The following is a 22395-nucleotide window of genomic DNA, read 5'->3' as shown; positions in this document are numbered from 1 at the left end:
TAAAATGTTTTTTATCAATCAACGGACTTGAGCGCTTCCAGCATATCCACCCTTCTGAGGCGGTAGTTGACAAAGAAGCCAAGCAAGGTCAGAATAAGAGTCACTGCTGTTAGAGGAAACAGATAGACTGAAGGACTTACTTGAGGGTTTAAGCTGATAATGCTAGGCGCAACCTTCTCAATCAAAAAACGATGCAGGAAGAAACCGCCTAGAAGTCCAACTGCCATCCCAATCACTGAAAGAATAATGGTCTCTCGATAGATATAGAGGGTCACTTCCTTATTATGGAAGCCCAAAACCTTGATGGTGGACAGCTCGCGAATCCGCTCAGCCACATTGATATTGGTCAGGTTGTAGAGAATGACGACAGCTAAAAGAATGGAAATCAGGACCAAAACCAGCATTGTATTGTTAAGAGAATCAGCTAGAACGTTGAACTGCTTCACCATGCTAGCGTTTTGTGAGACACTCTTGACAGACTTGAGGCTCATAAATTCATTGGCCTTGTCCACAATATTTTTGCTAGAAGAGTCCTTGAGTCGCACTAGATAAGCGTTTTTCTCGGGCTTTTTCCCGTAAATCTTCTGGTAGTCAGTTGCCTTCATAAAGGCAAAATGCCCAAAATGATTCTCATTGACTGCTGCGAGCTTGACAGACTTGCCACCCAGCTCTATACTGCCACCGGGGCTAGCTCCAGCTATACGGGCCAATTTATCCGAAACAACTACACCGTCCTTGAGAGTCAGCTTTTGCTGGTTGTCGGGACTTTCCATAGAAATAAAAGGTTCAAAATTTTCTTTGTCTGTAACCATTAAAGTGACTGACTCTGTCTCTTTTTTTCCTTTGTATTTCTCCGTCAAGGTTTCACTGTGGATCTCCTGATAGGCTGCAATCGAGCCATCTGCCAGCATCTTTTTCAGCTTGTCTTGTTCAGCTTGATTCTCCCCAGGATTGGCAGCGACAATCAAATCGTATCGCAGAATCTCCTCAAACTGACGTTTTGGAATACCACCAATAGAAGATTGGAGTCCTAGGCCGGCAAAGAGCAGGGCAACAGAACCCGCCACACCAAAGATGGTCATAAACATCCGCTGCTTATAGCGAAAGATGTTGCGTGCTGTGACCTTCTGAGTAAAGCTAAGACGTCGCCAGATAAAGGACAGTCTTTCCAAGAAAATCTTGGAGCCCTTGACTGGTGGCTTTGGCAAAAGCAAGTGAGCTGCTTCCTCTGTCAGCTCCCGTCTTGCCACCAAATAGGCAGGAAGAACACTGGATAGAAGGGAAAGCCCAAGGGCCAGTAAACTATAGGAAACATAAAAATATGCATGAGGGGCAGAAAGTACCATTCCTCTAGTAATAATAGAAGAAATCACCCCCGACAAGAAATAATGTCCCAGCAGAATCCCTATGAAAGTACCTAGACTCCCCGCCACCAAACCGTAAAGAGCAAACTTGCGAATGATATCGCGGCTATGATAGCCTAGAGCTTTGAAGACGCCTGCATTCGTTCGCTCCTCATCGACAAAGCGAGTCATGGTGGTAAAGGTCACCATAGCTGCCACCAGATAGAGCACCACCGGGAAGATATTGCCAATCGACGCAATACTATTCATGGAGTTTGTATACATATGATAGCCATTACCACCTGGCAGAGACTTGCGGTCATAGCTATGATAGGCCGGCTCTTTCAAACGACTCAGGTCTGCCTTAGCGTCAGCTAGCTTGTCCTTGCTAGCTGATAAGTCTTCCTCTGCCTTTGCTAGCTCTGCTTTTTTCTGATTGAGCTGGGACTCAGCTTCCTGAATCTGCTGCTGGCTCTGGCTGAGCTGTGCAGGAGGGAGGATAGAAGCGGATTGAGCTGCCGCTAGCTGGTTTTTTTGCTGGTCCAGCTGACTCTGAGCTTGCTCTAATTGTTTTTTCCCTTGGGCCAGTTGACTCTCAGCCTGAGCAATCTTATCTTGCCCCTTCTGAATGGTGCTTTTGGCATCTGCCTTTAATCGCTTAAAGCGAGCCGCTCCGTTATCTTCCAGGCTCTTGTCCAAAGCAGTCTGGTGCTGCTCCAAATGCTCCTGATAACTTTCAGAGAAGGGAGCCAGCTTTTCTAAATCATGATAGCGCAGGCGGGCAATACTGTAAACATCTGTATCAAAGGTCTTGGGGCTGACTACAGCATAGGCTGATAAAGCACCGCTTCCACTAGTCGCATTGCCTAGATTTCTATCAGACCAGAGCTCTGCTGAGTTGACAAATCCCACGACCTTATAGGTCTTGTTTTTCAGAACTGACCGATTGCCTGCTTTCTCGGTCAGATGGATCTCCTGACCAAGTTTATATTTTTTAGTCCAAAAGCTAGCTAGGGCAATTTCTTGCTCATTCTTAGGAAGACGGCCAGAGGTCACTTGAAAGTTTGAAATATCCTTGGTATCTGAGAATACTCGGAGGGCCTCCTCGTCCACGGTGACATCTGTCAGATAGCCAAACTCGACATCAGCTCCCTTGATAGCTTCCAGCTCTTTCTGATCCTCCGCATCCAAACCATAGTCCGCCATAACAGCCAAGTCCATGGTTCGCTGCTCTTTCAAGTAATCTGTTGCTGCTCTGCGCATATTGGGTGGAGCGACCTTGAGTCCCACGAGAGCTAAAGAGCCCAGCATCATGAGGATTAAAATAGATAGGAAACGGCCTTTGGAGCTAGTGAAGGAGCGCAGAATATCTTTCCAATAAATCTTTCTCTTCATCTCAATACTCCAATGTACTTATATCCTGTGGCTCTTCATTGACTGTAACACTCTTGACCCTCGCGTCGTGCATGCGGATAACCCGGTCAGCAATGGGAGCCAAGGCAGCATTGTGGGTCACGATAATCACCGTCGCCCCTTGATTGCGGGACATATCCTGTAAGATTTGCAGCACTTGCTTGCCAGTATTGTAGTCCAGAGCTCCTGTCGGCTCATCGCAGAGTAAAATCTTGGGATTTTTTGCCACAGCCCGAGCGATAGACACTCGCTGCTGCTCCCCACCTGACAACTGCGCTGGAAAATTATTGAGGCGATTTTCCATACCAACTGCAGTTAGAACGGCCACTGGATCTTGGGCATCCTTGACAATCTCCGAAGCTAATTCCACATTTTCCTTTGCCGTCAGATTAGGCACCAAATTGTAAAACTGAAAGACGAAGCCCACATCATTGCGACGATAGTCCGTCAGCTGGTGGGAATTGTAGTCAGCAATATTCTGACCGTCTATCAGAATGTCTCCCTCATCATTGGTATCCATCCCTCCGAGGATATTGAGCACTGTTGACTTACCGGCACCAGAAGCACCCAGGATAATGACCAGTTCCCCCTTTTCAATCTCAAAAGAAATATCATTGTTAGCGACAATTTCTGTGTCACCTACCTGATAACGTTTAAAGCTATGTTTCATTTCAATATAAGCCATATCGCTTCTCTCCTTTTCAAACCCCATCTTCTTAAATAGACAAGGTGTTGATTCTAAATCACAGATATTATATAATGAGCTTAGACAAAAAGCAATAATCAAAAATCAACAAAGTGTTGATTTAAGTAAAAAGGAAGAAAAATGGTCCAGAAACGAAAAACTAGCACCAAGGAAGACATCAAAGAAGCCTTGATTCAGCTACTATCTGAGGAAAGGTTTGATAATATCTCCATCAGCAAACTCTGCAAGCGGGCTGGGATTAACCGCGGCACCTTCTACCTCCACTACCAAGATAAGTATCAGATGATTGATAGCCTCAAAAGCGACATCATTTCTCAACTTTATAGTTATAGTCTTTTTGAAGAAGAAGGCGAATATTCCAAACAGTTCATGATAGCCAAATTTCATATACTGCGTGCTAATGAACGTCTGATCAATGCCCTGACTAGAAGCCATTATATTGACTTTCGCGGAGCTATTCGGGAATTCATAACCAGTATCATTCTGAGCGACAAGCAAAAAGCTGCTACCCAGCGTTTTTTAGAGGAGAGCTTTCACATCCCTCAGAAATACGCCTTGGAAATCTTCCTATCCAGTGTCGAGGGGATTATTTCTCTTTGGATAGCCGGCGGAGCTCAGGAAGAGCCTGAAGAAATTACGCAAATGATCTTAACTACCTACAATTATGATTATTGGAAATCATAACCAGCACTCCACTTTTATAGATGAGAACTCAAAAAGGCACAGAGTAATCTGTGCCTTTTCTTAAAGCATTTCTGGTGAGCAAATAGTTTTTTGGTGATGCCCACTTAGATAAAGGCAACAAAATCCTGTCCTATTTCACCATGTCTGGATCGTAATCATAAAATCCTGTATCGAGGAAACGATTCTTCGGATGTAATTTGTGAAGTAGCTCATCTAGCAAGAAAGCTTGGTCATGGCTAAATTCACCTTTTTCAATCAGATCTCTTGCCTGAACAAAGAGCTTAGCAATCTCAACAAAATTCTGACCAGGAGTATAGAGACCTTCCAATTTCCAATGAGTAAATCCATGGTCAACCAATTCTGTCAACTTGGTCATCAAATCCAAGTCATTATTGGCGAAAATGTGAGTCCCATGCTTGTCCTCAAAGATCGAATAATGGCTCTGAGGATCGCTCGGTTCCGCAAGAAAGAGATCCCTCTCTCTTGATTTCGCATCATCGATGTGTGTAAAGTTATAATAATTTTGCAAAAGCGGACGTTTAGAGTGGTGGATAACGCTTGCGCCATAAACTAGGACTTCTGCTGGAATTTCAAGGATTTCCGGCATTTTAAAGAGTTCTGCCGATGGAATTTCCCGCGCCAAAACAGCTTCCGACACCCCAGCATTCTTGCCCCAAAAATTAATCTGGCGACTGCTCGTTACCATAGTCGAAGCATCATAAATCGTTTTCAACTTATAACTATCCCGCTGCAAGACGTAGAATACACCTGCATCCCCAACGGTGATATAGTCCACTTCAATCTCCTGAAGAAAATCCAAATAAGGCTTGATCTGGTCCATCATGTCCTGATGCATCAAAGCATTAACGGCAACGGTCATTTCTTTTCCTGCCTGATGAACTATTTGTGAAATACGATTTAATTCGTCATAAGTGAAGTTATGTGGTAAACGAAGACCGTAGTTTTCCTCACCGACATAAATACGATCTACTCCTGCTTCCAATAAGGCTTGAACTTGTTCTATACTTTCAGCTGTTGCTGTAATAATTATCTTTTTCATATCATTATTATACCAAAAAAATAGGATTTATGATTTCTTAATTCGATTTTATTCGTTTTGTAACTATCTTGTAATATATCTAATCATAGAAACATGATAGAATGATAAGGTACTACTAGGAGAGAGACAATGGCTGTAAGAGATTTTAAACAGTTTGAATCAGTGCCCCTGCATGATTCGACAGAACAAACTAAGGAAATATCCTATCAAGAATACCTGCCTCAAGCAGAATCGGCATCACAATTACGTGAGCTATTTTTCTTTATAAATATCGCTTTATTCTGTATTTTGACAGTCTTTTTTAGCTTTATTTTTTTGTCTGCAAAAATGAGCACCTTTCTATCTTTCTCACTTGCTATTGTCCTAAGTCTTATGATTATTCAAGGATATCGCACTGTTCGGAGAAAGAGACACCGTTAATTCACGAATTAAATCAAACGAGATCAAAAGATCTCGTTTTTCTTTTTTTACCAAGCGTAATTCGGTTCCTGACAAGCACACATAGCTGCCAATAATTCTTCTGGAGTCACCTTTTTCAGCCCTCTATAGACTGGATCCTGAACGGTATAGGATGGATCAATGTAATAAACTGCAAGGACATCACTGCCGTCTGCTGATAATTCATAGCCCGTCCCCACGACATTGTGTTCACCCTTGTGCCCTGGGTAGATGGAGGCATTATCAATCGTATAGTAGAGCGGATAGCCATCATCAATATTCTTGCGCAGGCGCTCCTTAAAAAGCCGCATATCTTCAGAATTCGAGGCACTACTAGTCACTGTCGCAAGATGGTAGCCCGCTTGGCCTGCCGGCACTTCCGCATAACCAAATAAATATTGATTTAAGACACGGATAGCATTGACATTATGGGTGCCAAAAGTCTCATCGGTTCCCATCGCTCGTGCCAATTCTTCCTGACTAGCCTGGACGCCCCTGTAAGCTAGAATCATACTGACAGAGGTCGGTGCGCAAGTATTCCAAGCTCTCTGAACCTGCATAGGAACTTCCAGACGTTTTCTGATTGGAGAAGGCGCTTCTTTACTAGAAGGCTGTGTCTCCTCTTCTCTGACCTTTTCAGTTGTCTGACTGGAGCTTTCAGACTCCGCCAAAGCGGAACTCTGACTAGGGCTGGTTTGATTAGTACTGGCTTGACTACTACTAGCTGCTTTCGAGCTAGCTTGACTCGCGCTCGAAGCTTTAGACGAAGGGTCAGAGCTTTTAGACCGAGGGGATTCTGAAGCTTTCTGCCGAGAACAAGCTAGTAAGCAGCAGCCCAGACCTAGCAAGGCAAGTATTTTTAAATTTTTCATACCAACACCCCCTTTTACATATATAATAGCGCTTTCGCTGCGAAGTGTCAAGACTCAGAGGATAGAACTAAAGAGTAATAAGTGTCACTTCCTAGCCCCCTATGAATACTCATCAGCTACTGCAGGAAATGTCTACTTCATATAAAAATGAGGCTAGGACTCTTTTGTCCCAGCCTCAACTTGTATATCTAGTTTGAACTTACTTATCTTCTAAATCAATGATGATTTCTTCGGAAGGGGCTTTTTCTCCTTCTTCTACCACGATATCAGAAATTTCTTCTTCAAGAATTTCCTCTTCTTTTTCAAACTTTTCTTTGATTTCTTGGAATTTATCCTGTGAATAGTCTACTACTGACTTGGTCGTATCCTTGACAGACTCCAATACCGTTTCTGCTGTAATTTCGCCATTTTCAACCTTTTCCTTGGTTTGGTTGATGGCCTTGACAGCTTGATCTGAAAAATCCTTTACTGATTGGACAACTGCTTCGTGAGTCTTGTCTGGATCTTCACGATAGTCGACAACAAAGTCTTGAACTTTTTCAGTAATTTCTTTACCTTTTTTGCTAGTTAGAAAGTACGCTGCAGCTGCACCAGACACAGCGCCTAATAAAAGTGATGAAATTTTTCCCATAGTAAACCTACTTTCTTATTTTTTGAATAATTTTGTAAACAAACGAAGGGCCGTTAGACCTGCTGTTGTCTTGGCTGTCGTGCTTCCTGCTGCGACTGCTTTTTTTCCTAAAACACGCGCCTGATTGTTTAAATCAGAGACTGATTCGGATAGGTCTGCCACCGCATTGAAAAGCGGATCAATCGTTGCTACTTTGTGGTTGATATCATCTGTCAACACATTGACTTTGGCAATCAAATCATTGGTTTGATGCAGGGTGACATTGACATCAGAAGTCAACACTTTGATCGTATTTTCGGTCTCATCCAGCATTTTTGCAGCCTTATCACCGAGAGTTTTGACAGTGAGGGTCATGTAGATTAGAAAGACAATCAAAGCGACAGCAACTAAAGTATAAGCAATTTCAAGCATAATATTCTCCTCTCATTCTTGATAATAGGGGGCTTGTTTTTTTCTTTGGTAAATCATAATGCCAATGCCGAGTAAAATCAGTGCTGCAGACAGCCACTGAGATACACGCACACCCAAGAACATGAGACTGTCAGTCCGCATCCCCTCGATAATCATCCGGCCAAAGCCGTACCAAATCAGGTAAAAGGCTGCCAATTCTCCCTGACGGAAGAATTTAGACCGGCGGCGTAAAATCAGCAGTAGGGCAAAACCAAGTAAATTCCAAAGGGATTCGTACAAAAAGGTTGGCTGGCGATAAGCACCATCTATGTACATATTGTTGCGGATGAAGGACGGCAGATAATTAAGATTTTTGACCACCGCTCCATAGGCTTCTTGGTTAAAGAAATTGCCCCAACGGCCGATGCTCTGAGCGATCAAGACACTAGGCGCTGCAATATCCAAGAAATCAACAGGATTGATCAGCCTTCTCTGAGAAAAGAAATAGAGGACAAGGGCTCCAGTGATCAAACCACCGTAAATGGCTAAACCACCATTCCAAATCTGAAAAATCTCAATCAGAGAATGCTTGCCATAATAAGACCATTCAAAAATCACATAGTAGAGTCGCGCTCCAAGGATAGCCAAGGGAAAGGCAATCAGAATGAAATCAAGAATATCATCTGGAATCATCTTTTTGCGTGGCGCTTCCTTCATGGCCAAGTAAACGGCTAAAATCAAGCCGCTGACAATGCAAATCGCATACCAACGAATACTAAAGGGACCAACTGTAAAAGCTACTGGATCAAGCATCTTTCACCTCATTCTGGCTAATCAAATTAGTCAGTCGTTCTTCAAAAATCTTGGTGGCATCAAAGCCCATTTCCTTAGCTCGATAGTTCATGGCTGCAGCCTCAATCACCACAGAGATGTTGCGTCCTGTCTTAACGGGGATGCGAATACGAGGAATTCTGACACCAGAAACTTCCAATTCTTCTGCATTATTACCCAGACGGTCAAAGGTCTTATTGGTATCATAATTTTCCAGATAGACGGCAATCTGTACCTGTGAAGAATCCTTAACTGCACTAGCTCCGTAAAGACTCATCACATCGATAATGCCGACACCACGAATTTCTAAGAGATGGCGAAGAATCTCAGCAGGCTCTCCCCAAAGGGTCATTTCATCCTTGGCAAAGATATCAACCCGGTCATCCGCCACTAAACGATGGCCACGCTTGACTAACTCAAGACCAGTTTCACTTTTACCGATACCACTGTCTCCTTGAATCAGCACTCCCATCCCGTAGATGTCCATCAATACGCCATGAACACTGGTTCTGACCGCCAAACGAGAATCAAGGAAACTAGAAATTTCCCCTGATAGACGGCTGGTTGATGTGCGGCTGGTGAGAATCGCGATTTGCTTTTCCTCCGCTGCTCGCTGCATTTCTTCAGGAATCTCCAAATTGCGCGCCACAATGACAACTGGCGTTTCTGGTTGAAACATTTTCAGAAGGACTTGATGACGGTTGTGGGATGTCATCTTCATCAGATAAGACCACTCCTTCATCCCAATCAGCTGAATCCGTTCTGGCGTGTAGTAGTCAAAATAGCCGGTCATTTCAAGGCCCGGCCGCGAAATATCCGATGTCGAAATCTCCTTTTCTAAGAGGTCATCACTGCCGTAAACGATGCGTAAACGGACTTTTTCAATTAAATCTTTGACCTTTACAGACATTCCCTGCTCCCTTCAAATTTATCTTTCTCTATTATAGCAAATTTTTACCCTAAAAGAGTTTTTAAGATTGGAAATTAAGCAGGATTTTTCCCTAGATGCTTGTGAAAACATCTTCCAACCAGCAAAAAGGCCAGTCAAAACAACTAGCCAATCCATCTTTGGAGAATTCTTTTCTGATTTTGAAAACAAGGATGGCTCTCGATAAAGGCTGGTATTTCTCTTAGAGTCAGCCAGATATGAGCATCAGTTTCGCCTACCTGATAGCAAACCTGGCTCTTGTCCCCAGACACCACCGCTTCATAGAAATCAAAGTGGCACTGGTCTTCGACAGAGCACACCTGCTCCAACAGTCTGATACTGTCGGGAACTAGGCCTGTTTCTTCTTCCAATTCACGCAGGGCGGCTGTCTGACTATCCTCTCCTGCTAATACACTACCTCCCGCTCCAAACTCATAGTAGCCAGGATAGAGATTTTTATGAGCTGATCGTCGCATACAGAGAAAATCACCATCCTGATGGCGAACCAAGACATTGACACAAAGATGAAACTGCCCTTCAGGAATCTTTTCTCCTCGAACTAGGAGATGCGGGAGCAGATTTCGATTCAAGTCATAGGCATTCCAAACTTCTGTCATACTTCCTCCTTGGATAAAAAAGTCATTTTCAAGTAGAATTGCAAGATTTAATCTACTTTACCTTCATAAATAGCTTTCTTCTTACAGTTATAGAAATTAATTAAATGAGCCAGCAAATAGACACTTGTATTTGAAACTATCATCCCAAAAATATAAAATAAATTATCAGAAAAGAAGGATATGGTCAAAGGCAAAGAGAAACCTCTACAAAATCCGAGAAAAATGATAGATATAATTGGCTGAAATAAAATAGATACAAGACCGACCAAAAACTCTGAGCTTTGCTCTGGAGATAAGACCTTAAGGAAAAAGAAGAAATTCCATAGACCAAGGGGAAAAACTGCTGTACCAATGATCATAACAATCAAACTCTCATAGCCTCCTACTAATATAGCAGCCGTAAAAACAAGGAACATATGTAGGATCAAACTAATAATTAAATAAAGGAAAAATTTCAAAATATATAACGGTAAAGAAAATTGTTTCATTTAAATCTCTTTCTAATCTTTGAAACGACCAGTTGAATCAGCCTTTCCCACTTTTGGGGTTGTCTATCACTAGGCAAATCACAAGCTTTTGTAACATAAGCTATATAAAAGAAGATAACTACGAATATAGTTTTTCAAAATAATAATAATCAGGGATAGGAACACTTAAAGCAGCAATTTGAATGTTGGTAGCCTAATGGAAAGTGTTTCTTATAATTGTTATCTTTCCTCTACATCTAGCAAAAATTCGGGAATACTCCCCCGAATTTCTCTATTTTATAATTACCAAAACCAGCCGTCATTGTCATTGATTGGCTCGGCATCTTTTATTTTACGAGGGCCTGTTCCATACATTTCTGCTTCCACATCTTCCTTGTAAGGAATCACCACAGCCAGCAAAATATAAATCAAAATGCCTAAGCCAAAATTGAAAACTGTAAAAATGATGAATAAAAAGCGTAACAAACCAAGATCAAAGTTGAATTTATCGGCCAGTCCCGATAAAACCCCTGAAATCACTCGGTTTCTTCTTAATTTATAAAATTTAGTTTTCATGGTGACGACCTCAACTCTCATTCTTTCCTTCATTTTATCATAGAGGGAGAACAAAAAAATCAGCCCCAAGGCTGATTCTACCTCTATCCGTTTTTCATCGCTCAGCCTCTGTTAGGCTCCTCTTTTAGGAATGCCAGTTGGCCTCTACAGCGTCCGCAACGGTATTTTTGAAGATTGACCCTGCGTCTGCGACGGATAAGTGCTCCGCAACGCAGGCATTCATAGATGAGAAAGGCTTGCGAGTTGGACAATGGAGGAGCGTAGCGCAGGCCATCCACCTGCTTGAGTAATTCTTTAAAATCCCTATCTCCATGGCGGTAACCCTTGCGCTGATAATAGAGATGATAGTGGACCAGCTCATGGCGGACAATTTTTCGAAATGTCTCCAGCCCAAAAGTTTCATAGATTTTTGGGTTAAAATCCAGATGGCCATCTTTGGGAAAGAAGCGTCCCCCTGTCGTTCGGAGACGCTTGTTCCAATAGGCTTGGTGGCGAAATTCCCAGCCAAAATCTTCTAGCGACACCTGCTTGACGTAGTTAGTTAGATTCATTTGGCGCTATCAGAGAGAGGTTGACCTTCTCCCGCTCCACATCCAGTTTATCCACCCAGACAGTGACCAGGTCACCAACCGAAAGGACTTGACTAGGATGCTTGATATAGTCTGTGCTCAGCTTGGAGATATGGATAAGACCATCTTCGTGGATACCGATATCCACAAAGGCTCCGAAATCGACGACATTGCGGACGACCCCCTCCAGTTTTTGACCGATGCGCAGGTCCTTGATATCCAAGACATCCTGCCGCAAAACTGGCGCGTCAAAGGAATCACGCAAATCTCGGCCAGGCTTGAGCAGATCGGCAATAATATCTTTGAGGGTTTCTTCTCCCAAGCCCAGCTCCGCCGCCAAACTAGCAACCTGAACAGTCTTTAATTTGGCTTGGGCCGCTTCATCCAAACTGCTGATTTCCAGACGCTTAAAGAGCTCCTCCACCGCCTTATAAGACTCTGGGTGAACGCTTGTATTGTCTAGCAAGTTATTACTTTCGGGAATACGCAGGAAGCCGGCTGCCTGTTCAAAAGCCTTTGCGCCCAGACGTGGCACTTTCTTGATGGCCTCGCGAGACCGAATCAAACCTTCCGTTTCCCGGTACTTGACAATATTTTCTGAGATAGTTTTATTAAGACCAGCTACATGGGCCAGCAGGGCAGGACTGGCGGTGTTGATATTGACTCCGACTTGGTTAACCACGGTATCAACGACAAAGTCCAGACTCTCAGACAGCTTTTTCTGGCTGACATCATGCTGGTACTGACCAACCCCGATAGACTTAGGATCAATCTTAACCAGCTCAGCTAAAGGATCTTGCAGACGGCGGGCAATGGAAATAGCTGAGCGCTTTTCAACCGTCAAATCTGGAAACTCATGACGAGCCAGTTCACTAGCAGAGTAGACAGATGCTCCGCTCTCATTGACGATAACATAGCTGACATTTGGATGAGATTTCAAGACTTCAGCTACAAAGGCTTCGCTTTCTCGGCTGGCCGTTCCGTTTCCGATGGCAATGATTTCCACGCCAAACCGCTCAATCAGCTCTGACAACTCTTTCTTAGAAGCTTCAATCTGAGCTGGCTTTGCTGGTGGAACTGGATAGATGACATGAGTCGTCAGCATCTTGCCTGTCGCATCCACAACAGCCAGCTTGGCTCCTGTCCGAAAGGCTGGGTCAAAGCCCAGTACTACGCGACCTTTGAGAGGAGCAATCAGGAGAAGATGGCGGAGATTATCTGAGAAGAGCTGAATCGCACCATCCTCAGCAGCCTCAGTCAGCTCGGTCCGGATACGACGCTCCATGGCTGGAATGATTTTCTTTTTGACTGCTTGCTGGACAGCTTCGATAATATAAGCATTTTTCACCTTGAAACGAACTTCAAAAAAGCGCAGAATTTTCTCAAGATTGTGCTCAAAACCAACCTTGAGAACATCTAGCTTCTCACCACGGTTAAGGGCCAGTGTTCGGTAGCCCTGCATAGTCGCTACTTTTTCGGAAAAATCATAATAAATCTGGAAGACCTGCTTTTCATCCAAGTCGCCGTCTTTGAGACTGGATACGATAGAAGAATTGGTCTGCATCTCATGGTAGGTCCAAGCCCGCAGCTTGGTGTCTTCGGAAATCGCTTCAGTCAGAATATCCACTGCTCCAGCTAGAGCAGCTTCCGCTGTCGGAAAAGCTTCACTAGTCAGTTTCTCAGCCTCTTCCTTCAGATTAGCCGCATCCTGTAGGATTAAGCGGGCCAAAGGAAAGAGACCTGCTTCACGCGCAATGGTAGCCTTGGTACGGCGCTTCTCCTTGTAAGGCAGATAAAGTTCTTCCACATCAGCCAGCTTTTCAGCAGCCTCAATCTCAGAGCGCAGCGCATCCGTTAGTTTGCCCTGCTCCTCAATCTTAGCTAAGACAGTCGCTTTACGCTCAGCCAAGGCAGTCATGCTCTTATCTAAGTCAATGATTGCCTTAATCTCGACCTCATCCAGATTTCCCGTCATTTCCTTACGGTAACGAGCAATAAAAGGAATCGTATTTCCTTCAGCGGTCAGTTCTAAGACCTGTGATACTTGTTTTTCTTTAAGGCCCAATTTCTGGGCAATTTTTTCAATATTTAAATTTTCCATAACGCTTCTATTATATCATAATATCAAGCTTAAAAATCTATAAAGACTAGTTTAAGCAATCTTTTTCTTGCTTGTATAAGTCTGCTGTCTCTGATCCATCATGGCTGAAAATATCATTTTTTTTCGTTTGGTAGTATAATAGAATTATTATTTTAGAAATGAGGTGGCCCTATGGCTGTGAAATTTACCAAAACAGACGATTTAGACAAGATGTTCGAGGAGTTTGCGACCCTGCCAAAGCTTGAAAAAGTAGAATTTCCAGATGGCAAAAAGAAAAAAGAAGCTGAAGACAAGGCTAAAAAAGCATGAGCTTCTTTTCAAATCTTCCTTCCAGCGTTTTACAGGCTGGAGCTATTTTTCTCTCCATTATCATCGAGGCCCTGCCTTTTGTCTTGATTGGAAGTATTATTTCCGGCTTTATCGAGGTGTATGTCACGCCAGACAGGGTTTATCACTTCCTGCCCAAGAACAAGTGGGCTCGGATTTTCTTTGGAAGCTTGATCGGCATAGTCTTCCCTTCTTGCGAGTGCGGAATTGTTCCCATAATTAACCGCTTCTTGGAAAAGAAAGTGCCCAGCTACACTGCTGTTCCTTTTCTAGTGACAGCACCTGTTATCAATCCTATCGTGCTTTTTGCGACTTACTCAGCCTTTGGTAATTCCTTCCGAATGGCTCTGCTTCGTGCTTTAGGTTCTATAGTCGTGGCTATTCTTTTAGGAATTTTTCTGGGCTTCTTTGCAGACAGCAATATTCAGAAAGAAAATCGCAAGGCTGTTCATGAGCATGACTTTTCACATCTCAGCAAGGGACAAAAGCTTTTTCAGGTCTTTGTTCAGGCCATTGATGAATTTTTCGATACAGGCCGCTATCTGGTCTTTGGCTGTCTCTTCGCCAGCCTAGTCCAGGTCTATGTGCCAACCAGAATCTTGACCTCCATCAGCTCAACACCAGCTGTTGCTATTCTCCTGCTCATGCTGCTGTCCTTCCTGCTCTCACTTTGCAGTGAAGCTGATGCTTTCATCGGAAGCTCCTTGATCGCTAGCTTCGGCTTAGCGCCAGTCTTAGCTTTCTTGGTTATCGGGCCTATGCTAGATGTCAAGAATCTGCTGATGATGAAAAACTACTTTAAGACACGCTTTATCTGGCAATTTATCAGTCTGGTTACTGTTGTCGTCTTTCTTTACTCTTGGCTTGTGGGGGTAGTGCTATGATTCGATTTCTAATCTTAGTCGGCTACTTTGAGATTACCATGTATCTGCAGCTAACGGGCAAGCTCAACCAATATATCAATCTCCACTATTCCTATCTGGCCTATTTATCTATGATTCTGTCCTTTATCTTGGCAGTTGTGCAGCTCATCATCTGGATGAAGAAGATGGAGGTCCACAGTCATTTGACCTCTCGCTGGGCTAAGTTAGGCAGCGTGCTGCTCCTTGTCATTCCGCTTTTTGTGGGAATTTTCTTTCCAACTGTCACCTTGGATTCGACAACAGTTTCGGCTAAAGGATTTCATTTCCCGCTGGCTGAAGGAACTTCTGCAGCCGTCCAGCAGGACGAAGGCACAACCAGCCAATACCTGAAGCCTGATACCAGCACCTACTTTACCAAAGGGGCTTACGAAAAAGAAATGCGGGCAGCCGCCAAGAAATATGTCAAGCAAGATACCATTCAGGTCACCACTGAGAACTACATGGAGGTCATGGAGGTCATCTATGACTATCCCGACGAGTTTGTGGGTAAGACGCTGGAGTTCACCGGGTTTGTCTTCAATGACCCCAGCGACCATAAGAGTCAATTTCTCTTTCGCTTCGGTATTATCCATTGTATCGCTGACTCAGGTGTTTATGGCCTCTTGACAACTGGAAATACCCAGCGTTTCGAGAATAATACCTGGATTCATGCCAAGGGAAAACTTGCCATGCACTACCATAAAAGTCTGGGACAAAGCCTGCCAACTCTAGAAGTTGAAAGCTTTGATAAGGTAGAAAAACCGGACAATCCTTACGTTTATCGAGTCTTTTAAATCCAAACACCTATGAAAGGCAATTTTCATGGGTGTTTCTTTTATATACCATTCTCTACCCTTTACTCAGTTGCTCTGACCGACTTTTCTAAATTAGAAGAGACTTGATGAAGCTCGCTCTCTAATTTTTTCTCTCTTATCTTGGAAAATCATGCTACAATAATACTATCTCATTTGAAAAGGAGTTGTTTTTATGAATCAAGAAAAAGTAAGGAAACGAGATTTGCTTTCTATTCTGGCTGTGGCTTTAGTCGCCTTTGCTGGAATTCTTTCAGAGACTAGTATGAATGTGACCTTTCCCCACCTGAGCAAAGTATTTGGTCTGAGCCTAGGAGTTCTACAATGGATTACGACTGGCTATCTGCTGGCCGTCGCCATCACCATAACTTTAGGCGCAACTCTAGCCCACAATTGGACGGAGCGCCGCATCCTCTTTACCTCACTTTCCATCTTTACCCTTGGTAATCTGATTGCCATGATTGCCCCAGACTTTACTTTCCTTATGCTGGGACGGATCCTTCAGGGGGGAGCGACTGGGATTGCCATTCCACTTATGTTTAATCTCATCGTGGAGCGAATTCCTCGGCAGAAAATCGGCTTTTATATGGGGCTGAGCGGCCTAGTCATCAGCATAGCACCAGCCATTGGCCCGACCTACGGAGGCTTCATGATTGGCTCCTTCGACTGGCACATGATCTACAGCTTTATCATGCCAGTTCCCATTCTCTCTTTTTTACTGGCTTATGTTAACTTGGAAAATTCGGCAGGAAAAAGCAAGCGCCCCTTTGATGTGCTGGGCTTTCTCTCGCTCGCAACGGCTCTTTCCTTTTCTCTGATGACCATTTCCAGTTTGGAAGGTGGGGATAGTGTCAATTGGCTCTATCTAGCTATTTTCCTCCTTTCCTTTGCCGTTTTCATCTGGCGGAGTTTGACTGTTCAAGATCCGTTTCTGGACATCCGTATCTTGAAAGAACCAACGATTTTCTTTGGAATTCTGCCCTTTTTAATCTTCCAATTCTCCAACCTTTCCAGCAATTTTCTCATTCCCAACTTTCTCGTACTGGTCAAGAATGTCTCTACTGCTCAAGCTGGATTTTCTCTACTTCCCGGAACCATGATCGGAGCTTTTATGTCGCCTTTTCTAGGAAAATTGTACGATAGCAAAGGTCCAAAGCTGTCTCTGCTTGGCGGCAATAGCCTAGTCTTTCTGGTCATGATTGTCTTTAGCTTCTTTACAAGCTGGCTCAATCTGCCTTTAATCTTAGGATTTTATATCCTCTTTACTCTAGGGCGCAATATGGCCTTCAACAATACTATGGCTTTATCCGCTTCTCAAGTCAGTAGAGATAAAACGGCGGATGTGACTGCCCTCTTTCAACTAGCGCAAACCTTTGCTGGTGCCTTGGGAACGGCAATTGCAGCCGTCCTGCTCAACCAAGCACCCGATACGACAAGCGGCGTCCACAATGTCTTTAGCCTACTTCTCCTTCTCGCAATAGGAAACTTTATTTTCTACTATTTTCTGTTTCGAGCGATTCATCAGAAGAAAGAAGCCTAAATTTCTATCCCGACTTCCCCTCGGGATATTTTCTTTGGTCAAATCCAGATTTTTCAAATACAATTTTTCTGAAAATTGTGATAAAATAGAGACAATCACATTTAGATAGGTAATAAGTATCATGTCTTCAAAAGTTATTATTACAATTTTCGGTGCCAGCGGAGACTTGGCTCAAAGAAAACTTTATCCCTCCCTCTTTCGACTTTATAAATCTGGCAATCTTTCGCAACATTTTGCCGTTATCGGAACTGCCCGCAGACCTTGGAGTAAGGAATATTTCGAGTCTGTCGTTGTCGAGTCTATCTCAGACCTAGCCGACAGTGCAGAGCAGGCTCAAGAGTTCGCCAGCCACTTTTATTATCAAAGCCATGATGTGCAAGATACCGAGCATTATATCGAATTGCGCAAGCTGCAAAACAAGCTTAACGAGCAATATCAGGCAGAAAATAATAAACTCTTCTTCCTTTCTATGGCGCCACAATTTTTCGGGACCATTGCTAAGCATCTCAAATCTGAGCAGATCGTTGATGGAAAAGGATTTGAACGCCTGATTGTCGAAAAACCTTTTGGGACAGATTTGGCAACTGCCAGCAAGCTCAATGAAGATCTACTGGCAACCTTTGACGAAGAACAGATTTTCCGTATCGACCACTATCTGGGCAAGGAAATGATTCAAAAGATTTTTGCCATCCGCTTTGCTAATCTGCTGTTTGAAAATGTCTGGAACCGCCAATACATTGATAATGTTCAGATTACCTTTGCTGAAAAGTTGGGAGTTGAAGAACGCGGTGGATACTATGATCAATCCGGTGCCCTCCGTGATATGGTGCAAAACCATACCTTGCAGCTCCTCTCCTTATTAGCCATGGATAAGCCAAAAAGCTTTACCAAAGACGATATCCGAGCAGAAAAGGCCAAGGTATTTGAGCGCCTCGTTCAGCCAAGCGAGGAAGATTTGAAACGTTTCTTCATTCGTGGCCAGTACAAGTCTGGCAAAATCAACGGTCGAAAATATATTTCTTACCGTAGCGAACCAAATGTCAATCCTGAGTCTACTACTGAGACCTTTGCCTCTGGTGCTTTCTTCATTGATAGCGACCGCTTCCGTGACGTTCCTTTCTTCTTCCGAACAGGGAAGCGCCTCACCAAAAAAGGCACCCATGTCAATATCGTCTTCAAGCAAATGGACTCCATCTTTGGTGAGCCTCTCAAACCAAATGTCCTAACCATCTTTATCCAGCCAACCGAGGGGATTTCACTCAGCCTCAATGGCAAGGAAGTTGGGGAACTCTTTAATCTAGCTCCTATCTCATTGGATTATCGGACAGATGCCACAGCTTCAGGAGCTTCTCCAGATCCTTATGAAAAACTAATTTTTGATGTCCTTAATAACGACTCAACTAATTTCAGTCATTGGGATGAAGTAAAAGCCAGCTGGGAGCTCATCGATCGCATCGAAGAACTCTGGAGTCAAAATCAAGTGCCACTCCATGAATATCCTGTCGGATCTATGGGACCAGAAGCCTCCTTCGAGTTACTCGCCCAATTTGGAGCAAACTGGCAATGGCAACCTGATAAAGAATAATACATGCAAAAAAGATTGGAAAATTTTCCAATCTTTTTTTAACTTTTAAAACTCTGCTAGCCCTTCTATTATAGCCATTCCTTGTAACGCTTGATATAAAGGCCTTTCACAAGGGTTACGCTAACCATATAAAGCACGATAATCAAGAAAAGGCAAAGGAAATAGGTGACATTCAGCGGAGCTGTCTTCAGAACTGACGCAAAGAGGCTATATGGCAAGGAAGTAACAAAGAGCGCAGCCGCCATGGTCGTCACAATGACAGACAAAGCGGGACGACTTTGCACAAAAGGCAGTTTAGGCGAGCGTAGCATGTAGATGACCATGGTTTGGGTCCACATAGACTCAATAAACCAGCCTGTTTGGAAAAGAGTGATAAAGGTCACTGCCTGTTCAGTACCAGCTTGATAGCTGCCACCTGTGATCATAGGCACGATGATAAAGTAAAGCACCATATAGGTCAAAACATCAAAAACAGATGAGATGGGCCCGATCCAAGCCATAAAACGGGTAATGGAGCTAGCTGACCAAATATGAGGCTTCTTGAGAAATTCACTATCTACATTATCAAATGGCAGAGCGATACAAGACAGGTCATAAACTAGATTGAGGACAATCAAATGAACTGGTGCCATAGGCAGAAAAGGTAAAAAGATGCTGGCGAAGAGAAGAGAAAAGATATTCCCAAAGTTGGAACTGACCGTCATCTTGATATACTTGGTCATGTTGGCATAGACCTTGCGACCTTCTACCAGCCCTTTCTCCAGAACCATGAGATCCTTGTCCAGCAAAATGACATCTGCCGTTTCCTTGGCAATGTCGACAGCCGTATCAACAGAAATACCAACATCTGCTACTTTCATAGAAGGCGCATCATTGATACCATCACCCATGTAGCCAACCTTGTGGCCATTGGCCTTGAGCTGGAGGATGATCCGAGCCTTTTGGTCTGGTGAGAGCTTGGCAAAGACTGTCGTGTTCTCCACTGCCTGACTCAATTCCTCATCAGACATGGCATCTACCTCTACACCCAGCAAGATATTGTCTACATCTAGCCCAACCTTTTCACAGACTGCTTGGGTTACCTTATCATTATCGCCCGTCAAAATCTTAGTGGCAACACCGTATTCAGCCAAAGTTTCAATAGCTGGAGCTGCGGATGACTTAGGTGGATCTAGAAAGGCCAGATAGCCCGTCAAAATCATATCGGACTCATCCTTTACTTCATACTCATAATCTTCTTCTAAGTCTGACTTGTAGCTAACACCAAGTACGCGCAGCCCTTGCTCATTAAGTTGAGCCACTTCCGCAAGGATTTCCTGACGGATCTCCTCAGTCAGTTCTGTAATATGATTTTTGTATTCTACATAGCTAGAGATGGCCAGCATTTCCTCCAAGGCCCCCTTGGTCACCATGCTGATAACATCCTCATCATCCTTGACGATGACGCTCATGCGACGACGCTCAAAGTCAAAGGGCAGTTCATCAATTTTCTTAAAGGTTTGGTCTAAGTTACGAACAATCTCATGCTTTTCGGCTTCTTTCTCCGTCCGGTTGATAATGGCCCGATCCATGAGGTTTTTGAGACCAGTTTGATAGTAGGAATTGAGAAAGGCCCGACGGAGCACTGCCAAGTCCAAATCACCATGAATATCCAGCGGATATTCTAAAACAATCTCGTCCTGGGTCAGTGTGCCCGTCTTATCTGTACAGAGGATATCAATAGCTCCTAGGTCCTGAATAGCGTTCAGCTTCTTAATCACAACCTTTTCCTGAGCCATAATAATAGAACCTTTAGCCAAGCTCGCTGTGATAATCATGGGCAGCATTTCTGGAGTCAGGCCAACCCCAACGCTGAGGGCAAAGACACCTGCTTCCAACCAGTCGCCGTCTGTCAGACCGTTGATAAAGAATACGACTGGCACCATGACCAGCATCAGACGAATCAAGAGCCAGGAAATACTATTCATCTCGCGCTCAAAAGAGGTCGGTTCATCGTAGGTATTAAGCGTCTGCTCAATGGCTCCCATCATGGTCTCATCACCAACCACCAGCACCAGAGCCGTAGCTCTTCCGGAAATAACGTTGGTTCCCATAAAGGCCAATGATTCTGTCTCTAAAAGGCTATCGAAATTTTGACCATCTGCCTTGGTCAAACAGATCTTTTCTACTGCATCACTTTCCCCTGTCAGGCCGGACTGCTGAACAAAGAAATCACGCGAGTCCAGCAACAGTACATCTGCAGGAATCATGTCTCCAGCACTAAGTTTGATGATATCTCCTACAACAAGCTCATCAATGGGCAGTTCCTGCTCTGCTCCTTCACGGATAACCGTAGCCGTATTGACAATCAATCGAGACAGATTGCTAGCAGCGCGGTCGCTCCGCAATTCCTGAATAAAACGAATGCCGCCGGAAATCAGCACCAGAACGACAATAATAATGGAAGTCGTCGGATCTTCCTCACCGGGCTTGGCCAGCCAGACATTTGTCACTAAGGACACCAGGGCAATAACCAATAGGATGACTGTAAAGGGGTTAATGATAGACTCGTAAATCTTCTTGAAAATAGAGTCTTCCTGACCCTTTGTGATGACATTTTCACCATAGAGGTCACGATTTTCTTCGACCTGCTCTTCTGTCAGGCCGCGAAAGGAACTCTTGTAAAATGCCAGAGTTTCTTTTACAGAAAGCTGCAATGCAGCAACTAATCTTTCTTTTACTGTTTTCATTGGTTTCTCCTTTATGTATGATTGATAATTTTCATACACAGGGACCAATCACTTTATAAGGACGGAACGACACAAATCAGCGATTGGCTGTGTATGTGCGGTTCCGGATGATCGTCAATTTGCATCGTACTTCTCCTTTCTTATTTTATAAATGTAGTTAATAATCCCAAGATGCCTGCAAAATATCAAAAGTGGCATTCATCCTCTGGGTCCAATATTGCAAGTCGGGAAAATTTTCTTTCAAAGAAAATCCAATAACTTCTTCACGTAAATTCCACCAATCTACAAGAGCAACTACTTGGATTGTTGCAATATTTAAAGAAAGTCCTTGCTCAGTAGCCAACTTCTCTAATAAGGCCAAACTCCGTACATTTCTCTCTTCAATTTGCTGATGTCTGTCTTTCCACCAATGGTCTTTTTCATGAAAAATTTTTTCCGCAACCATCGGCATTGTGTTTTCCAAAATCCCTTCAGCAACGGACAGTATGTTTAAAACGTGCCACTTCTCCATTCCATTAGGAAAAAGCGGTGTTCCCTGACCTAGCTCGTCTAAATATTGAGAAATTAAATCGCTACCATATAACCATTCTCCATTGGAAGCTTGAAAAGCAGGAATTCTACCCAAAGGATTATCTTGATTATGCGGTGAATTTTTGTCGAAAGCCACCTGAACTTTCTGAATATCCACTTGCTCCTCTAAATGATGGTGTAAAATTGTAGCATAGACTTTACGCGCAAAAGGACTGGTACTAGAATACCATAATTTCATTACTATTCCTCCTTCTTTTTCTTAAGAGGCAGACAATCAACTATTTACTCTCTTGAAATATTTTTAGCAAAAAAGAAGACCCTGCCAATTTCTCAGCAGGGTTGT

General features: G+C 43.6%; 22 protein-coding genes. 7 read left to right on the top strand and 15 right to left on the bottom strand.

Annotated features, from left to right (window positions below; translation table 11 throughout):
• Positions 1-14: 14 nt before the first annotated feature.
• Both O3644_RS06400 and O3644_RS06395 read right to left on the bottom strand, forming a co-directional pair.
• A complete protein-coding gene (locus O3644_RS06400) occupies positions 15-2738 on the bottom strand; it encodes an FtsX-like permease family protein (RefSeq protein ID WP_048763310.1) in 2724 nt (907 codons plus the stop codon).
• A gap of 1 nt (position 2739) precedes the next feature.
• Entirely contained in the window at positions 2740-3441 is a 702-nt protein-coding gene (locus O3644_RS06395; RefSeq protein WP_048763312.1) for an ABC transporter ATP-binding protein, read from the bottom strand.
• Between the two features lie 141 nt (positions 3442-3582).
• Here O3644_RS06395 and O3644_RS06390 point away from each other — a divergent pair, with 141 nt between their 5' ends.
• On the top strand, positions 3583-4146 hold the full coding sequence (locus O3644_RS06390) for a TetR/AcrR family transcriptional regulator (protein WP_048763315.1): 564 nt from the start codon (positions 3583-3585) through the stop codon (positions 4144-4146).
• A gap of 130 nt (positions 4147-4276) precedes the next feature.
• On the opposite strand, the gene O3644_RS06385 is transcribed toward O3644_RS06390, so the two are convergent.
• The gene (locus O3644_RS06385; RefSeq protein ID WP_048763317.1) at positions 4277-5206 is read right to left on the bottom strand and encodes a peptidase U32 family protein; all 930 of its coding nucleotides are present in this window, start codon (positions 5204-5206) and stop codon (positions 4277-4279) included.
• 129 nt (positions 5207-5335) lie between these two features.
• On the opposite strand from O3644_RS06385, the gene O3644_RS06380 reads away from it, so the two are divergent.
• Positions 5336-5626, top strand: a complete 291-nt coding sequence (locus O3644_RS06380; protein ID WP_048763318.1) for a DUF3270 family protein — start codon at positions 5336-5338, stop codon at positions 5624-5626.
• 47 nt (positions 5627-5673) lie between these two features.
• Here the strand turns inward: O3644_RS06380 and O3644_RS06375 are convergent, their stop codons facing one another.
• The 10 genes from O3644_RS06375 to O3644_RS06330 all read right to left on the bottom strand — a co-directional run bounded on the left by O3644_RS06375 (position 5674) and on the right by O3644_RS06330 (position 13626).
• Entirely contained in the window at positions 5674-6516 is an 843-nt protein-coding gene (locus O3644_RS06375) for a C39 family peptidase (protein ID WP_371595328.1), read from the bottom strand.
• A gap of 199 nt (positions 6517-6715) precedes the next feature.
• Complete coding sequence (locus tag O3644_RS06370) at positions 6716-7147, bottom strand: YtxH domain-containing protein (protein ID WP_005589465.1); 432 nt, start codon at positions 7145-7147, stop codon at positions 6716-6718.
• A gap of 15 nt (positions 7148-7162) precedes the next feature.
• Positions 7163-7558 carry a DUF948 domain-containing protein gene (locus tag O3644_RS06365; protein WP_048763322.1) on the bottom strand — a complete coding sequence of 132 codons (396 nt, stop codon included), beginning with the start codon at positions 7556-7558 and terminating at the stop codon, positions 7163-7165.
• A 12-nt stretch (positions 7559-7570) separates the two neighbouring features.
• Positions 7571-8350, bottom strand: a complete 780-nt coding sequence (lgt, locus tag O3644_RS06360; protein WP_048763323.1) for a prolipoprotein diacylglyceryl transferase — start codon at positions 8348-8350, stop codon at positions 7571-7573.
• On the bottom strand, positions 8343-9278 hold the full coding sequence (gene hprK / locus O3644_RS06355; protein WP_048763325.1) for an HPr(Ser) kinase/phosphatase: 936 nt from the start codon (positions 9276-9278) through the stop codon (positions 8343-8345). The genes lgt and hprK overlap by 8 nt, the downstream gene beginning before the upstream one ends.
• Positions 9279-9421: 143 nt before the next feature.
• On the bottom strand, positions 9422-9913 hold the full coding sequence (locus tag O3644_RS06350; RefSeq protein WP_005592248.1) for an NUDIX domain-containing protein: 492 nt from the start codon (positions 9911-9913) through the stop codon (positions 9422-9424).
• A gap of 47 nt (positions 9914-9960) precedes the next feature.
• Positions 9961-10401 carry a hypothetical protein gene (locus O3644_RS06345; RefSeq protein ID WP_048763327.1) on the bottom strand — a complete coding sequence of 147 codons (441 nt, stop codon included), beginning with the start codon at positions 10399-10401 and terminating at the stop codon, positions 9961-9963.
• Between the two features lie 282 nt (positions 10402-10683).
• Positions 10684-10956, bottom strand: coding sequence for a PspC domain-containing protein (locus O3644_RS06340; protein ID WP_048763377.1), 273 nt, complete (start codon positions 10954-10956; stop codon positions 10684-10686).
• 101 nt (positions 10957-11057) lie between these two features.
• Entirely contained in the window at positions 11058-11507 is a 450-nt protein-coding gene (locus tag O3644_RS06335; RefSeq protein ID WP_048763329.1) for a SprT family protein, read from the bottom strand.
• Positions 11494-13626 (bottom strand): Tex family protein, encoded by a 2133-nt coding sequence (locus tag O3644_RS06330; RefSeq protein WP_371595327.1) that lies wholly within the window; start codon positions 13624-13626, stop codon positions 11494-11496. The genes O3644_RS06335 and O3644_RS06330 overlap by 14 nt, the downstream gene beginning before the upstream one ends.
• 171 nt (positions 13627-13797) lie before the next feature.
• On the opposite strand from O3644_RS06330, the gene O3644_RS06325 reads away from it, so the two are divergent.
• From O3644_RS06325 to zwf, 5 genes are all read left to right on the top strand, one after another.
• Positions 13798-13935 (top strand): SPJ_0845 family protein, encoded by a 138-nt coding sequence (locus O3644_RS06325; protein WP_015605220.1) that lies wholly within the window; start codon positions 13798-13800, stop codon positions 13933-13935.
• Positions 13932-14837 (top strand): permease, encoded by a 906-nt coding sequence (locus O3644_RS06320; protein ID WP_371595326.1) that lies wholly within the window; start codon positions 13932-13934, stop codon positions 14835-14837. The genes O3644_RS06325 and O3644_RS06320 overlap by 4 nt, the downstream gene beginning before the upstream one ends.
• Positions 14834-15649 carry a TIGR03943 family protein gene (locus tag O3644_RS06315; protein ID WP_048792084.1) on the top strand — a complete coding sequence of 272 codons (816 nt, stop codon included), beginning with the start codon at positions 14834-14836 and terminating at the stop codon, positions 15647-15649. Before O3644_RS06320 ends, O3644_RS06315 begins: the two co-directional genes overlap by 4 nt.
• A gap of 193 nt (positions 15650-15842) precedes the next feature.
• Positions 15843-17207, top strand: coding sequence for an MFS transporter (locus tag O3644_RS06310; RefSeq protein WP_371595325.1), 1365 nt, complete (start codon positions 15843-15845; stop codon positions 17205-17207).
• Positions 17208-17328: 121 nt separating this feature from the next.
• On the top strand, positions 17329-18792 hold the full coding sequence (gene zwf / locus O3644_RS06305; RefSeq protein WP_371595324.1) for a glucose-6-phosphate dehydrogenase: 1464 nt from the start codon (positions 17329-17331) through the stop codon (positions 18790-18792).
• 68 nt (positions 18793-18860) lie between these two features.
• On the opposite strand, the gene mgtA is transcribed toward zwf, so the two are convergent.
• Both mgtA and O3644_RS06295 read right to left on the bottom strand, forming a co-directional pair.
• A complete protein-coding gene (mgtA, locus tag O3644_RS06300) occupies positions 18861-21521 on the bottom strand; it encodes a magnesium-translocating P-type ATPase (RefSeq protein ID WP_371595323.1) in 2661 nt (886 codons plus the stop codon).
• 157 nt (positions 21522-21678) lie between these two features.
• A complete protein-coding gene (locus tag O3644_RS06295) occupies positions 21679-22290 on the bottom strand; it encodes a glutathione S-transferase family protein (protein ID WP_371595322.1) in 612 nt (203 codons plus the stop codon).
• Between the last annotated feature and the right edge of the window lie 105 nt (positions 22291-22395).

The sequence above is a fragment of the Streptococcus sp. 27098_8_113 genome (assembly GCF_041432545.1).
Classification (GTDB): domain Bacteria; phylum Bacillota; class Bacilli; order Lactobacillales; family Streptococcaceae; genus Streptococcus.
Note: the sequence above shows the minus strand (reverse complement) of the source record. Positions and strands in the feature narration are given on the sequence as shown.

What these genes read in the sequence shown, in the direction of transcription:
- O3644_RS06400 (WP_048763310.1), bottom strand. Translation starts at nt 2,738, where the DNA reads ATGAAGAGAAAGATTTATTGGAAAGATATTCTGCGCTCCTTCACTAGC.
- O3644_RS06395 (WP_048763312.1), bottom strand. Translation starts at nt 3,441, where the DNA reads ATGGCTTATATTGAAATGAAACATAGCTTTAAACGTTATCAGGTAGGT.
- O3644_RS06390 (WP_048763315.1), top strand. Translation starts at nt 3,583, where the DNA reads ATGGTCCAGAAACGAAAAACTAGCACCAAGGAAGACATCAAAGAAGCC.
- O3644_RS06385 (WP_048763317.1), bottom strand. Translation starts at nt 5,206, where the DNA reads ATGAAAAAGATAATTATTACAGCAACAGCTGAAAGTATAGAACAAGTT.
- O3644_RS06380 (WP_048763318.1), top strand. Translation starts at nt 5,336, where the DNA reads ATGGCTGTAAGAGATTTTAAACAGTTTGAATCAGTGCCCCTGCATGAT.
- O3644_RS06375 (WP_371595328.1), bottom strand. Translation starts at nt 6,516, where the DNA reads ATGAAAAATTTAAAAATACTTGCCTTGCTAGGTCTGGGCTGCTGCTTA.
- O3644_RS06370 (WP_005589465.1), bottom strand. Translation starts at nt 7,147, where the DNA reads ATGGGAAAAATTTCATCACTTTTATTAGGCGCTGTGTCTGGTGCAGCT.
- O3644_RS06365 (WP_048763322.1), bottom strand. Translation starts at nt 7,558, where the DNA reads ATGCTTGAAATTGCTTATACTTTAGTTGCTGTCGCTTTGATTGTCTTT.
- lgt (WP_048763323.1), bottom strand. Translation starts at nt 8,350, where the DNA reads ATGCTTGATCCAGTAGCTTTTACAGTTGGTCCCTTTAGTATTCGTTGG.
- hprK (WP_048763325.1), bottom strand. Translation starts at nt 9,278, where the DNA reads ATGTCTGTAAAGGTCAAAGATTTAATTGAAAAAGTCCGTTTACGCATC.
- O3644_RS06350 (WP_005592248.1), bottom strand. Translation starts at nt 9,913, where the DNA reads ATGACAGAAGTTTGGAATGCCTATGACTTGAATCGAAATCTGCTCCCG.
- O3644_RS06345 (WP_048763327.1), bottom strand. Translation starts at nt 10,401, where the DNA reads ATGAAACAATTTTCTTTACCGTTATATATTTTGAAATTTTTCCTTTAT.
- O3644_RS06340 (WP_048763377.1), bottom strand. Translation starts at nt 10,956, where the DNA reads ATGAAAACTAAATTTTATAAATTAAGAAGAAACCGAGTGATTTCAGGG.
- O3644_RS06335 (WP_048763329.1), bottom strand. Translation starts at nt 11,507, where the DNA reads ATGAATCTAACTAACTACGTCAAGCAGGTGTCGCTAGAAGATTTTGGC.
- O3644_RS06330 (WP_371595327.1), bottom strand. Translation starts at nt 13,626, where the DNA reads ATGGAAAATTTAAATATTGAAAAAATTGCCCAGAAATTGGGCCTTAAA.
- O3644_RS06325 (WP_015605220.1), top strand. Translation starts at nt 13,798, where the DNA reads ATGGCTGTGAAATTTACCAAAACAGACGATTTAGACAAGATGTTCGAG.
- O3644_RS06320 (WP_371595326.1), top strand. Translation starts at nt 13,932, where the DNA reads ATGAGCTTCTTTTCAAATCTTCCTTCCAGCGTTTTACAGGCTGGAGCT.
- O3644_RS06315 (WP_048792084.1), top strand. Translation starts at nt 14,834, where the DNA reads ATGATTCGATTTCTAATCTTAGTCGGCTACTTTGAGATTACCATGTAT.
- O3644_RS06310 (WP_371595325.1), top strand. Translation starts at nt 15,843, where the DNA reads ATGAATCAAGAAAAAGTAAGGAAACGAGATTTGCTTTCTATTCTGGCT.
- zwf (WP_371595324.1), top strand. Translation starts at nt 17,329, where the DNA reads ATGTCTTCAAAAGTTATTATTACAATTTTCGGTGCCAGCGGAGACTTG.
- mgtA (WP_371595323.1), bottom strand. Translation starts at nt 21,521, where the DNA reads ATGAAAACAGTAAAAGAAAGATTAGTTGCTGCATTGCAGCTTTCTGTA.
- O3644_RS06295 (WP_371595322.1), bottom strand. Translation starts at nt 22,290, where the DNA reads ATGAAATTATGGTATTCTAGTACCAGTCCTTTTGCGCGTAAAGTCTAT.